Raw genomic sequence first — 13,111 nt, 5'->3', positions numbered from 1 at the left:
GTTGGGTGAATAAAGGGGCCTCCTTGTATCGCAGAGGATGAATAAATATGTTGGTCCCGAAGCCGGAGTACGGCCCGTCCGAAGAAACCTCCACACGCGCTCGTCATATAGGCGATGCCGTTCCCTTCCTCCATCGCTCGCGCCAGGGGAAACCGACCGTGTCGCGCAAGATCGAACTCACAGCATTGCTCCTCTCGGACGCGCTCGCCTTCACGGCGGCCGACGTGTTTTATTATCTCGCCCGGTTTCGGTGGATGTGGTTCGGTGAGCCGGAGATCTTCCCGGATACGCAACCGCTCTTTTTTGTTCTCTGGAACGTCGTCCTCGCGGGTTTCTGGATCCTGCTCTTCTTCTTCTTCGGGATGTACCGCGAGCGATATGCGGCGAGCCGTTTCGACGAGCTCGTCTCGCTCATCAAGGTCGTCACGGTGGGGGTGCTCGTGCTCATCTTCGCCGTATACATCGATGCCCTGCAACCGGGGGCGAGCCGTCAGGCGATCTTTTTCTACTGGTTCGCAGCCGTCACGCTCGTCTCGCTCGGGCGCATCGGCGTGCGGTCCGTCGAGAAAGCCCTGATTTTACGGGGATACGGCACGCACAAAGCGCTCATCGTCGGGTGGAGCGATCAGGTGGAGAAGCTCTACGACGAGGTGGCGCGGTATCCCGAGGCCGGTCTCGTGGTCGTGGGCGCGATCCGGCTCCGGCGTGACGCGTCCGAGCCCGAGCCGCTTCCCGCCGCCGGCGAACGGTACCACTCGGCGGGCGACGGCGCGGGCGCACAGGCGGTGGCCGCCGTCGCCGCCGAAGGATCGAGCATCGAAGCGCTGCCGGACCTCATCGACGCGCTCGAAGTGCAGGACGTGCTCATCGCGCTCGGCTCGGACGATCACGAGCCGCTCATGAAGGTGCTTCACCTCTGCGACGGCAAGCCGGTGACGATCAAACTCGTGCCCGATTTTTACACCATCATCGGCGGCATGGCGCGGACGGAGCACATGTACGGCCTCCCGCTCATCGAGGTGCTCCCGGAGCCGATCCAGGCGTGGGAACAGAGCACGAAACGCCTGATCGACATCTTCGTCTCGCTCGTCGTCCTCACCGTCGGGATGCCGCTGTGGATCGTGCTCGGCGCACTCATCCGGCTGACGTCGCCCGGCCCGGCCATCTACCGGCAAAAGCGTGTGGGCCGGCACGGACGCGTCTTCACGATGTACAAGTTTCGCACGATGCGGCAGGACGCCGAAGCCGAGACCGGCCCGGTGTGGGCCCGGGAGAATGATCCCCGCTATACGCCCATCGGCCGGTGGCTCCGGAAGACCCGCCTCGACGAAGCGCCGCAGTTCTGGAACGTGCTCAAAGGGGACATGAGCCTCGTCGGCCCCCGGCCGGAACGTCCGTATTTCGTGGAGAAACTCGCGCGGGAAATCCCGCTCTATCGACGGCGGCATCGCGTCAAGCCCGGCATCACGGGATGGGCTCAGGTGAAGTGGAAATACGACCAGAGTCTCGACGACGTGCGGCAGAAAGTGAAATACGACCTTTTCTATATCGAGAACATGAGCCTCCGCATGGATTTCAAGATTCTCTTCCGGACCCTCCGCACGGCGATGCTCGGCAAGGGGCAGTGACCCCGTGTGAAATCTCTGTGCTCTTCCCGTGGCCGCGCCTTTGCTTCATGGGCGCGGTGTAATTTCCCCTTTTAGAATTCATCCCGAAGCCCTCGTATGTCGAAGACCGAAGCCGCGGCGGAAGTCGATCTCAAGGCGCTCTTTCGCGCCCTCCTTCTGCCGCGTACGATCGAAGAGAAAAAGCTCCGGCTCATTCGTCAGGGGCGGCTCTCGAAGTGGTTCAGCGGATATGGACAGGAAGCCATTGCCGTGGGTTGTGCCTGGGCGCTCGAACCGAACGACTACGTGCTCCCGATGCACCGCAACCTCGGGGTCTGGACGACGCGCGGCGTGCCGCTCCGCCCCCTCTTCTGCCAGCTCATGGGGAAGGAGGGCGGCTTCACGAAAGGGCGCGACCGGACGTTCCACTTCGGCCTGCCCGAGAAACGCATCGTCGGCATGATCTCGCATCTGGCGGCCATGCTCCCGGTCGCCTGCGGGCTCGGGCTCTCGGAACGGCTCAAGCAGGAGAAGAGCGTCGCGCTCGCTTTCGTCGGAGACGGCGCCACGCGCGAGGGCGACTTCCACGAGGCGCTCAGCCTCGCCGCCGTCTGGAAGCTCCCGGTGCTTTTCGTGGTCGAGAACAACGGGTACGGGCTTTCCACCCCGACGTCGGAGGCCGTTCCGGTGGAGGATATCGCGGATGCGGCCGTGGGCTACGGCATGCCCGGCGTGGTGGTGGACGGCAACGACGTGCTCGCCGTGATCGAGGCGGTGCGGAAAGCCGCCGACCGGGCGCGGGCCGGAGAAGGGCCGACGCTGCTCGAAATGAAGACCTTCCGCATGCGCGGCCACGAGGAGGCCTCCGGCACGAAGTACGTCCCCGGCCACCTCTTCGCCGCCTGGGCCGACCGCGATCCCCTCGAGAGGTTCGCCGAAAAGCTCGTGAGCGACGGCGTGATGACGGCCGGGGAGATCGAGGCGCTCCGGGCCGAACTGACGAAAGAGATCGACGAGATCGCCGAGTGGGCGCTCACGCAGCCGCCCGTGCACAGCACCCCCGAAGCCGAGCGCGCGGACGTCTTCGCGCCCTCCGATGCCGCTCTCATCCCGCCCACGGGACCCCGGAGCGAGCGCCGCTTCATCGATGCGATCTCGGACGGGCTCCGGCAGGCGATGGCGCGCGACGAACGCATCGTGCTCATGGGGCAGGACATCGCCGAGTACGGCGGCGTCTTCAAGGTCACCGCCGGCTTTCTCGAGCAGTTCGGGCGTGAACGCGTGCGGAATACGCCGATCATCGAGAGCGGGGCCGTCGGTGCGGCGATGGGGCTGGCGCTCGGCGGCTTCAAGCCGGTGCTCGAAATGCAGTACGCCGACTTCATCACGTGCGGCTTCAACCAGATCGTGAACAACCTCGGGACGACGCATTATCGGTGGGGCGCCCCGGTCAACGTGACCATCCGCGCGCCCTACGGCGGATACATCGGCGCGGGGCCGTTCCACTCACAGGCGATGGAAGCATGGTTCGCGCACGCGCCGGGTCTCAAGGTGGTCATCCCGTCCACGCCGGAAGATGCGAAGGGGCTGCTCATGACGGCCATCGAGGACCCGAACCCGGTGCTCTTTTTCGAGCACAAGCATCTCTACCGTTCGCTCCGGGGCGACGTGACGGAGGCGCCGTTCCATCTGCCCTTCGGACAGGCGCGCCTCGCCCGAGAGGGGACGGACGCGACGGTGGTGACGTACGGCCTGGGGGTGCACTGGGCGCTCGAGGAGGCCGAGCATCAGGCCGGACGGGGCTTCTCCATCGAGGTCGTCGACCTGCGGACGCTCGTCCCGTGGGACGTCGAAACGGTGCTCCGTTCCCTGGCGAAGACGAACCGTCTCCTCGTGCTTCACGAGGCTCCGATGACGGCGGGCTTCGGCGCGGAGGTGGCGGCCCGAATCACCGAGGCCGGCTTCGAATACCTCGACGCTCCACCCGTGCGCGTGGCCGCCGAAGATCTGCCGATCCCTTTCTCTCCGACGCTCGAAAAGGAGATCTATGCCGCGAAAGTCCGCCTCCGCCCGGCGCTCGAACGGCTGCTCGCCTATTGAGACGTAACGCCTCGGGCGTTCGGGCAAACGTACGGGGAGCCTGCTCGCCACCTCCGCGCCCGACCCCTCATGAACACCCTCCGGGAATCCGCCGCCTTCGACCACCGTCGCTTCGATGCGGCGCTCGACGCCTTCGTCGACGCGCGCGGGCAGGTCGATTATGCGGGGCTGAAGCGGAGCGGCGCGCTCGAGCCGTACCTCGCCTCGCTCGACGCCGCCACGCCCGAGGCCATGCCCCCCCCCGCGCGGCTCGCCTTCTGGATCAACGTCTATAACGCCTGGACCCTGCGTCTCATTCTCGACCATTATCCCGTCCGGAGCATCAAACACATCACGCCGGTGCGGCTGCCGGGCCTCAGCCTGTACGTGCCGAAGCTGAACAGCCCGTGGGAGTATCGGATCGTGCGCGTCGGCGGGCGAAGGCTCACGCTCAACGAGGTCGAGCACGGGATCCTCCGGAAGGCGTTCGACGAACCGCGCATCCACTTCGCGCTCGTGTGCGCCGCCCGAAGCTGTCCGAAGCTCCGCCGCGAAGCCTACCTCGGTCCCCGCCTCGACGTTCAACTCGACGATCAGGCCCGCGACTTCCTCCACGATCCCGACAAGAACCGCATCCCCGATGCGTCCGGCCTCCTCCGGCTCTCGCCCATCTTTCGGTGGTTTCGCCGCGACTTCGCCCGCGATGAACGGGGGCTTCAGGCCTTTCTCGCCCCGTATTTTGAGGGAGACGTCCGGGATCGGCTTCTGCGCGGAACCTACCGGGTGCGATACCTCCGGTACGACTGGCGGCTGAACGAAGGGTGATCGCCCGGCCGCCGGACGCACCGGCATCGGGTGACCGCGTCACTGCTTCGGCGTGACGAGGACCACGCCCTTCATCTTCGCCCCTTCGTGTGGAATGCAGAAGTAGCCGTAGCTGCCGGGCACGGTAAACGTGTGGCGGAACACGGCTTCCGGCTCCAGATTCCCGGAGTCGAAAGGCTCGGCCCCTCTGGGGAGCCGGGCGCTTCCTTCGAGGGTGGCTTTCGCCGGGTCGGCCGTGACGGTGTGTACGAGGAGCGACGTGTTTCGCCACTCCACCGTGCCGCCCACGGGCACCCGCACCGTGTCCGGTTCGAAACGCAGCGTGTTCGTCATGCGCACGACGGCGTCGGCCTTGTCCTCGGAGTGGTCTTTCGCGGGCGGCGTCTGTGCCGACGAGCAGGACGCTCCGTAAACGGAGAGTGCGAACAGGCCCGCGAGCAAGAACGTGATTCGGAACGTCATCATTGGCCACGCTCCGCCCTGGTTTCAAGGTTCTCAAACATGACGTGCCAGAAGGGGAGCTCCATGCCGTTGGGCAGGGTCAATCCCGTCTTTACGGGTTTGGGCGTGAACGAGAGGTTCTCCGGATCCGGCATGAACGGCGGGATCATCAGATGGAACTGCATCCGGGTGGGCGTCACTTCATCGTCAAAGGCGAGTTTGTAGCCCTCACCTCGCACATATTCGGTGAGCATCCCATGGATCAGGCGCGGCTTGTCGAGCACCTTGCCGTTCTTGCGCACTTCACCCATGCCCCAGAAGGCCACATAGACGAACTCCGTCGGCATGAGAGCCGTGCCGAGCCGGGTGACGCCGTGGAGAATGTGGTTGGTTACGACGCCGCCAAAGGTGGGGAACTCCATGCCGTGGGCGGCCAGCATACCGCAACACCGCACCTCATACGTGTTGCCCTTTTTGTCTTTCCAGGAGGCTTTGAAGCGGACCTGATCTTCCGTCGTGGCGCCGTCCACGGCCGTCGCATCGACGGCGTGCAGCTCCATGTTCCCGTCCGCCATCACCAGGTACTTGTCGCCGAAGGGGGAGGGCATCTTCATGCGGGTGTAGTGGTCGTCTTCGGCCTCTCGCGCCGGCGGAGGGACGCCGTTGATGCCGGGCGTCCCCGCAAAAGCACGCGGCATCGAGGGCGTGCCGAAAACGTACGTGTCGAGGCGGCGACGGTCCGGAAGGGCCACGAAAACGCCGCCGCTCGACTGCGTGACGGTGACCGAAAGCGGACCGCCAAAGAGCTTCGGCGGGTTCTTTACGTCTTTGTGCGCGATGACGTAGCCGCGCGCCGGGGCGAGGGCTTTGAGTTTCTGGAGCTGTTTCGCCATGGGCTGCCCGAAGGCAGAAGACGCAGCGAGGGTTGAAACGAAAAACAACAGCGCCGCAGCGGCGAGTGAACGTAGAGGCGTGCGCGCCGTCGGTGACGACAGGGTAACGTGCAGGCAAATCATAAGGCTTCCTTGATTCGGTGAAAAAGATGGTCACTCGTGCGTTCATTCTCTGTTGGGGGCGTTACAAGACTTCCGTAAAGACATCGTGAAGGGCCTGTTCGGGCGAGACGCGCGGGCAGGCATTGTGTATCTTCCATGGCTGATCGTGAACGAACCCTCTGCGCGCCATGTCAAAAACAACAGCATCCTCCATGCCCGAAGTGGGAACGCCCGCCCCGGATTTCGAAGGAGTGACGCAGACCGGGGAGACGGTCCGCCTGTCCGATTTCCGAGGCCGGAAGGTCGCGCTGTATTTTTATCCGAAGGACGACACTCCCGGATGCACGAAGCAGGCCTGCAACCTCCGGGATCATCTCCAGGTCCTTCGGGACGCCGGGATCGTGGTGCTCGGCGTCTCCGGGGACGACGTGGACTCACATAAAAAATTCGCCGGGAAATACGGCCTCTCCTTTCCCCTGATCGCCGACCCGGAGCATGCGATTCTCGAGAAATACGGGGTGTGGGGCGAGCGGAACCTCTACGGAAGGAAGTTCATGGGCATCAAACGCACCACTTTTCTGATCGATGAAGACGGGCTCATACGGCACGTGTTCAAACGCCCGAAAGTCTCGGAACACGCCGAGGAGATCCTCGAAAAATTTGGCCTTTCCGGCTGACGGGAAACACGGCCACACGGACGGACAGGGGCATGTCGGAAGCAGCATACGAGGCGGTGATCGGGCTGGAGGTGCATTGCCAGCTCTCGACCGCGACGAAGGCGTTCAGTCCGGAGCCCGCCGCATACGGGGCGGAGCCGAACGCGCACGTCGATCCGATCAGCCTCGGTCATCCCGGGACGCTTCCCGTACTCAACGAACGCATGGTGGAATATGCGCTGCGGATGGGGCTCGTCACGCACAGCCGCATTGCGCCGCGTTCGGTCTTCGCCCGGAAACACTATTTCTATCCGGACCTCCCGAAGGGGTATCAGATCTCGCAGTTCGAGACGCCCCTCTGCGAGGGCGGCTTCATCGAGGTCGAAGGCGAGGACGGGGCGCCCGGACGGAAGATTCGGCTCACGCGCATTCACATGGAGGAGGACGCGGGGAAGTCGATCCACGATCAGGACCCGTACGGCACGCTCCTCGACCACAACCGGTGCGGGGTCCCGCTCATCGAGATCGTGTCCGAGCCGGACATCCGCACGCCCGGCGAAGCCGCGCGCTACGTTCAGCGCATCCGGCAGATCGTCCGCTATCTCGGCATCTGCGACGGCAACATGGAGGAAGGGTCGCTCCGGTGCGATGCCAACGTCTCCATCCGCCGATGCGGGGAGACGACCCTCGGGACGAAGACCGAGGTCAAGAACATGAACTCGTTCCGGCACATCGAGCGGGCGCTTGCCTACGAGATCCGGCGGCAGATCGAGCTCGTGGCGCGGGGCGGGACGGTGACGCAGGAGACGCGTCTCTGGGACGCCGACCGTATGGAAACCCGACCGATGCGCTCGAAGGAAGAGGCTCACGACTACCGCTATTTCCCCGACCCGGACCTCGTGCCGGTGGTGGTGACCGAGGCGTGGCTCGACGCGATCCGCGCGACGCTGCCGGAGATGCCCGAGGCCCGGCGTCGTCGGTACGTGGAGGCGCTCGGGTTGCCGCCCTACGACGCGGCCTTGCTCTCCGAAGAGCGCGCCGTCGCCGACTACTTCGAGGCGACCGTGGCGGCCCTCGCCGCGCGCGCCCTCGCCGAGCCGTCCGCCGTCGCCAAGGCCGTCTCGAACGTGATCATGACCGACGTGCTCCGCGTGCTCAAAGACGAAGGGCTCGAAGCCGGGGCGTTCCCCATCTCTCCCGACCGCCTCGCGGCCCTCATCCACCTCCGTCTCGACGACCGCCTCAGCTCTTCCGCGGCGACGGAGCTCTTCGAACTCATGTTGCACGAGGAGGGACCGCCCGAAGCGCTGGCCCGGGAACGCAACCTCCTTCAGGTCTCCGATACCGGGGCGCTCGCGCCCATCGTCGACGAGGTGCTCGCCCGGCATCCGAAACAGCTCGCGCAGTATCTCGGGGGGAAAGAGGGGCTTATCGGCTTCTTCATCGGTCAGGTGATGCGCGCCTTTCCGGGTTCCCCCGACCCCAAACTCGTGCGAAAGCTTTTGATCGAGCGGATCGAAAAGATGCGTTGAGACGTACATCGACGGCCCTCCGGAAAAGGTTCGTCCGGGCGGCAGGCGTGGGTCCCCCGGCAAGTTTCACACCCCCGAGTCTTCATGCGGAATAAAGCACTGTGCACGGCCATTGCGCCGTTCGTCGTTCTCGTCTTACTCGCCGCGACCGGCTGCGGCCGCGACACCGGCGGCGAGGTGCAGGTTCACGGCCATCTCGAAGGCGTGCTCACGGTGAACCCCGCCGTCGATTCCACCCGGGATTATTCCGGCTTCGAGGTGCTCGTGATCGACAACACGAGCGGGGACGTGGACACGCTCGGCATGGCGGTCACCGACAGCACCGGCGCCTTCGCGCTCGACGTGCGCGCGCCCTATCGCGGCGTCTTCCCGCTCCTGGTCAGCCGGAACGACGTCATGCTCACGCTCAGCGAACTCGTGGTGGCGGACGGCGACAGCGGATTCGTGCGCGCGGAGTTCCCACTGCGCGGGCCGGGGCTCATCGTGCGGGGCTCGCCCGAGAACGGCGCGTGGATGGCCTATCGGAACGCGAAGGATCAGCACAACAAGGTGCTCGTCGACGTCATGAAGAACCGGGATTATGATCAGGAGCTCATCGCCCGGGTCATCCGGCAGACGAGCAACATGATGTGGAGCCTTCGGAAGACGTATCCGAACACGTTCGGCGGCGCCCTCGCAGCGACGGAGGCCGTCGTGATGCTCGACGGCTGGGACGACGCGCTCCTCGTGGCGCGCGCCCGGGAACTTCCGCCCGATCATCCGAACCTCGTCGAGGTGGTGCGTGCGGCGCGGCGTGCAGAAGCGCGGCTCGCCGGACAGGAGGCGGCCCTCGCGCTCGTCCGCGCGTTCCAGGCGAAGGCCCCCGATGAGGAGACCTGGGTGGCGCTGCAGTCCGAGATCGTCCTCGCCCACATCGACAGCCTCGAACAACAGGAGGCGCTGGAGGCGGCGCAGACCCTCGCCGCGCGCGCGCCCGACAGCCGATGGGCCCACTGGAGCGAACGCGCCATCTACGAACTCGAGAACCTGATGCCCGGCATGCCCGCGCCCGGCTTCGCGGCGACCGACGTCGAGGGGCGCACGGTCCGTCTCGACAGTCTGCGCGGACGCGTCGTCCTGCTCGAATTTTATGCGCCGAAGAACCCGATCTTTCAACGCGAACTGGGCCTTCGGAACCAGCTCTTTCGGGCGCTCGAACCGTTTCCCTTCACCGTTCTCTCGATCTCCGTCGAGCCGGACACGCTCGTCAACGAGGCTTTTCTGGAAGGGCGAGACCTCCCCGGCATCCACATTTTTGCGGAGGGAGGGCTTGAAGGACCCCTTCCCCGGCTCTATAATGTAAACCTGCTTCCGACGCGCTTTCTGATCAATCAGAGCGGCCGCATCGTCAGCAAATACGTCGGGAGCGCGATGACGCCGCTCCAGATTCAGATCGCCGAACTGCTGAACCTGAGGCGGACGGCGGGCCCGACCCGTTGACGTCGTTTCCCATTCCTCACACCCGAAAGCCTCCCTCTCTATGTTCGTCGCCGGAAACTGGAAAATGAACACCGACCTGCCCACCGCCACGCGGCTCGCGCGTGAAATCGTGGCGTCCGTAGGAAACGTCGCCGACGTGCAGGTGGCGGTCTGTCCGCCCTTCATCAGCCTCGACGCGGTGTTCAACGTCGTCCATGGCTCGAACGTGCGGCTCGGGGCGCAAAACATGCATTACGCGGACGCGGGTGCTTTCACGGGTGAGATTTCGGCGGGGATGCTTCGCTCGGTCGGCTGTCATTACGTGATCCTCGGGCACTCCGAGCGCCGCCACGTGTTCGGCGAGACCGATGAGGAGGTCAACCGGAAGGTTCGGCAGGCGCGGGCGTACAAACTCGCGCCCATCCTGTGTGTGGGCGAGACGCTGGCGCAACGCGACGCGGGGAAGGAGAACGACGTCGTGCAGGCTCAGGTCGAACGGGGACTGGCCGGCCTCTCGGTGAAAGACGCCGGTGAGATCGTGGTGGCCTACGAGCCGGTGTGGGCCATCGGGACCGGGCGCACGGCTTCGCCGGAGCAGGCGCAGACCATGCATGCGTTCATCCGGGGACTGCTCATCAACTGGTTCGGTGAAGAGATCGGTTTCGGGATCCAGATCCTCTATGGCGGGAGCGTCAAGCCCGGCAACGCGGCAGCGCTCTTCGCCCAGACCGACGTCGACGGCGGGCTGATCGGCGGCGCGAGCCTCAAGGCCGACGACTTCGCCGCCATCGTTCAGGCGGCGCGGGAAGTCGGGTGAGGTCGCGCACGACCTGGTCGCGCACGTCTTAACCCAGCGATTCATCGCGGAGGTCGCCATGAAGCGACATCATGGAAAGCGTCTCGCGCTCGTCGCGGTCGTGACGGCGGCGCTCATGCTCGGCTGCGGACCGCCCCGGAAGATCATCCCGCCCAAGAGCATCGTCCCGGCAAATGCCCGGGAAGTGGACGTTCAGGGCAAGCTCAAGAAACGGCAGATCAGCATCGTCGAAGAACTGCTCATCGGTGAACCCGGCGTATACGTCGACGGGCGCACGGTGCGGATTCGCGGAAGCCGGCGAGGGCCGCTCTGGGTGATCGACGGCTTCTATACGGAAACCCCGGCAGGCCTGAATCCCCGCGACATCGCGCGCATGTGGATCGTGCCCGACGGAAGCGGGTACGGACGACGCGGCGCGAACGGCGTCATCATCATCCAGACAAAGGTCGGGAAGGACGGGCGCGGCGGGTGAGGCGCCCTCACGCCGCCCGCGGGTTGTCCGGTCTTCATCGCCCCACACGGAAAAGCAACCCGCCGGTGAACGCGACGCCCGGACCGTTCTTACGGTCGGCGTCCGGGAAGGCGGCGTGTTCGCCCATCGTATACCGGGCCTGTCCGAACATACGCACGGGGCCTTGCCCGATGACGGCTCCGCCGATGAGGTTGAGCCCGTAGCTCGTCCGCGCCCGGACGAGGAAGCGCCCGATGACGGGAGCATCGACCGTGACGCGAGTGACGCCGAGCCCCGCGCCGAAATACGGAAGGATGCGCGACCGGCGCGGATGACCGAAGGGGATCAGCGCGTTGGCGTCGAACTGCCACGTCTGAAGATTCTTGACGTCGTTGAAGAAGTAGTCGAAGCTCGGGTTGATGATGAGCGGGAGCCCTTCGAGGCCGAAACGGACCTGTCCTCCGAGGAGATAGGCGCCCCGTTCGGGCCCGTCGGAATGAAACGTGTCGGGACTGTATCCCCCTTGAATGCCGATGTGCACCTGCGCATGAGCGGACGCGCCGACCAGGGCGAGGACGAGCAGAAAGGGGAGGGTTCGAAGAAAGGATTTCATGGGGCATACCTCGCGGTTCATTTTACGAACGATGATTCGTGCGTGCCGAACGCCGCTTCCTCGGCCCTGGCGCTCGTGTGCGTTCCGGGAGGATGCGACGGTGCGCAAAGTATTTGGCAAGAAGCGGACCGGGACCGGCGACGGCCGGGGCGGGGCATGACGGGTTCCGCGGAGGTCCGCCTGCGCGCTCATTTTCAAATCGCCGCCTGCAGAGTTATTTTGTGACGCTTCCCATGCACCCATCCCCGAGCGTCATGAAAAATCTCTTCCGGCTGTTCCTCGTCGTCGTCTTCTTTCATTCCCCGATGAACGTTTCGGCACAATCCGGCGTGGTTGCGCTCGTCGGAGGAACCTTGATCGACGGCTACGGGGGCGCGCCGCTTCAGAACAGCGTCATCCTTATCGAAGGCGAACGGATCCGTGCGGTTGGTCAGGTCGGCGCGCTCGAAGTGCCGGAGGGTGCGGAGGTGATCTCCACGGAAGGGATGAGCGTCCTGCCCGGCCTATGGGACATGCATGTGCATCTCATGATCAACGGGCACGCCGACTACGCGCACTGGGATCGGACGTATCCACCGCTCTTTCGGGACGTGATCATGCCCTCGTCCGCACGGCAGCTTCTCATGGCCGGCGTGACGAGCGCCCGCGATCTGGGCGCGCCTCTCGAAGACATCCTCGCGGTTCGGGATGCCGTCAACGCCGGGCAAATCCCCGGCCCGACGCTCTACGTTTCCGGGCCCTTTCTTCAGCACGAACCGTATCCCGGAACGGAGGCCTTTCGGTGGGGCGTCGACGGGGAAGCCGACGCGCGGGCGAAGGTGGGCAGGCTCGCCGAGGCGGGCGTCGACGTCATCAAGCTGATCGACCAGGATCAGATGACGATGGAGGAGGTGCGGGCCGTCGTCGATGAGGCGCATCGGCGCGGGCTGACGGTGGTGGCGCACGCGCATCGCCCCGAGGAGATCCGGCGCGGTCTCGCCGCGGGCGTCGATTGCTTCGAGCACACCGGTCTGGCCACCGCGCCCGCCTACCCCGACGACGTCCTCGCGGCGCTGCGCGAACGGACGGCGAAGATGAATCTCGGCCCGCTTTTCTGGACGCCCACCGTCTCGCCGCTCCAGAACTACGAATACCTCCGGGATCATCCGGAAGGGCTCGACGATCCGAGCTGGCACGAGGGGCTTCCGGACTCGATCGTGGCCGACATCGCTGCGTCCGTCGCCCGTCCCGGTGAACTTCCGTACTATCAACTCACCCCCCTGCGCCGACCCACGCTGAAACGCAAGTTCGAACAACTCCGGGAGGCGGGCGTGACGCTCCTCATCGGCACGGACAGCGGCGTTCCGCTGAACTTCCATAGCCGCTCCACATGGCAGGAGCTCGATCTGTGGGTGCGCGTCTTCGGCGTTCCCCCGATGGAAGCGATCCGGTCGGCGACGTACTGGCCCTCGGTGATGATGGGGGTCTCGGAGGACGTGGGCACGGTCAGCCCGGGCAAGTACGCCGACGTCATCGCCGTCCGGGGCGATGTGCTTCGGTACGTCAACCTCCTTCAAGACGTCGACCTCGTGATGAAGCACGGCGCGGTGTACAAACACCGCCCGATTCGGCCGGAAGCGTCACGATAGGAGCCGGGG

12 protein-coding genes are annotated in these 13,111 nt (G+C 65.3%); 9 read left to right on the top strand and 3 right to left on the bottom strand.

Annotation, left to right across the window (positions count from 1 at the left end; genetic code table 11):
• The first annotated feature begins 158 nt into the window (after nucleotides 1-158).
• The 3 genes from AC1HIY_RS05710 to AC1HIY_RS05700 all read left to right on the top strand — a co-directional run bounded on the left by AC1HIY_RS05710 (nucleotide 159) and on the right by AC1HIY_RS05700 (nucleotide 4,511).
• Entirely contained in the window at nucleotides 159-1,628 is a 1,470-nt protein-coding gene (locus AC1HIY_RS05710) for a sugar transferase (protein ID WP_479575748.1), read from the top strand.
• A 96-nt stretch (nucleotides 1,629-1,724) separates the two neighbouring features.
• On the top strand, nucleotides 1,725-3,707 hold the full coding sequence (locus AC1HIY_RS05705; RefSeq protein ID WP_479575747.1) for an alpha-ketoacid dehydrogenase subunit alpha/beta: 1,983 nt from the start codon (nucleotides 1,725-1,727) through the stop codon (nucleotides 3,705-3,707).
• A gap of 69 nt (nucleotides 3,708-3,776) precedes the next feature.
• Complete coding sequence (locus tag AC1HIY_RS05700) at nucleotides 3,777-4,511, top strand: DUF547 domain-containing protein (protein ID WP_479575746.1); 735 nt, start codon at nucleotides 3,777-3,779, stop codon at nucleotides 4,509-4,511.
• A 39-nt stretch (nucleotides 4,512-4,550) separates the two neighbouring features.
• On the opposite strand, the gene AC1HIY_RS05695 is transcribed toward AC1HIY_RS05700, so the two are convergent.
• Complete coding sequence (locus tag AC1HIY_RS05695) at nucleotides 4,551-4,976, bottom strand: cupredoxin domain-containing protein (protein ID WP_479575745.1); 426 nt, start codon at nucleotides 4,974-4,976, stop codon at nucleotides 4,551-4,553.
• A complete protein-coding gene (locus AC1HIY_RS05690) occupies nucleotides 4,973-5,845 on the bottom strand; it encodes a hypothetical protein (RefSeq protein WP_479575744.1) in 873 nt (290 codons plus the stop codon). Before AC1HIY_RS05690 ends, AC1HIY_RS05695 begins: the two co-directional genes overlap by 4 nt.
• Before the next feature lie 290 nt (nucleotides 5,846-6,135).
• Between AC1HIY_RS05690 and bcp the strand changes: the two genes are divergently transcribed.
• The 5 genes from bcp (at nucleotide 6,136) to AC1HIY_RS05665 (ending at nucleotide 10,882) form a co-directional block, all read left to right on the top strand.
• The gene (gene bcp / locus AC1HIY_RS05685; RefSeq protein WP_479575743.1) at nucleotides 6,136-6,624 is read left to right on the top strand and encodes a thioredoxin-dependent thiol peroxidase; all 489 of its coding nucleotides are present in this window, start codon (nucleotides 6,136-6,138) and stop codon (nucleotides 6,622-6,624) included.
• Between the two features lie 32 nt (nucleotides 6,625-6,656).
• Nucleotides 6,657-8,135: an Asp-tRNA(Asn)/Glu-tRNA(Gln) amidotransferase subunit GatB gene (gatB, locus tag AC1HIY_RS05680; protein WP_479575742.1), complete on the top strand. Its 1,479-nt coding sequence runs from the start codon at nucleotides 6,657-6,659 to the stop codon at nucleotides 8,133-8,135.
• An 84-nt stretch (nucleotides 8,136-8,219) separates the two neighbouring features.
• Complete coding sequence (locus tag AC1HIY_RS05675; protein WP_479575741.1) at nucleotides 8,220-9,614, top strand: peroxiredoxin family protein; 1,395 nt, start codon at nucleotides 8,220-8,222, stop codon at nucleotides 9,612-9,614.
• A 40-nt stretch (nucleotides 9,615-9,654) separates the two neighbouring features.
• The gene (gene tpiA / locus AC1HIY_RS05670; RefSeq protein ID WP_479575740.1) at nucleotides 9,655-10,410 is read left to right on the top strand and encodes a triose-phosphate isomerase; all 756 of its coding nucleotides are present in this window, start codon (nucleotides 9,655-9,657) and stop codon (nucleotides 10,408-10,410) included.
• 58 nt (nucleotides 10,411-10,468) lie between these two features.
• Entirely contained in the window at nucleotides 10,469-10,882 is a 414-nt protein-coding gene (locus AC1HIY_RS05665; protein ID WP_479575739.1) for a hypothetical protein, read from the top strand.
• 34 nt (nucleotides 10,883-10,916) lie between these two features.
• On the opposite strand, the gene AC1HIY_RS05660 is transcribed toward AC1HIY_RS05665, so the two are convergent.
• Nucleotides 10,917-11,474, bottom strand: a complete 558-nt coding sequence (locus tag AC1HIY_RS05660; protein WP_479575738.1) for a hypothetical protein — start codon at nucleotides 11,472-11,474, stop codon at nucleotides 10,917-10,919.
• A 254-nt stretch (nucleotides 11,475-11,728) separates the two neighbouring features.
• Between AC1HIY_RS05660 and AC1HIY_RS05655 the strand changes: the two genes are divergently transcribed.
• A complete protein-coding gene (locus tag AC1HIY_RS05655) occupies nucleotides 11,729-13,102 on the top strand; it encodes an amidohydrolase family protein (protein WP_479575737.1) in 1,374 nt (457 codons plus the stop codon).
• The last annotated feature ends 9 nt before the right edge of the window (nucleotides 13,103-13,111 follow it).

Source organism: Rhodocaloribacter sp., assembly GCF_056451265.1.
Note: the sequence above shows the minus strand (reverse complement) of the source record. Positions and strands in the feature narration are given on the sequence as shown.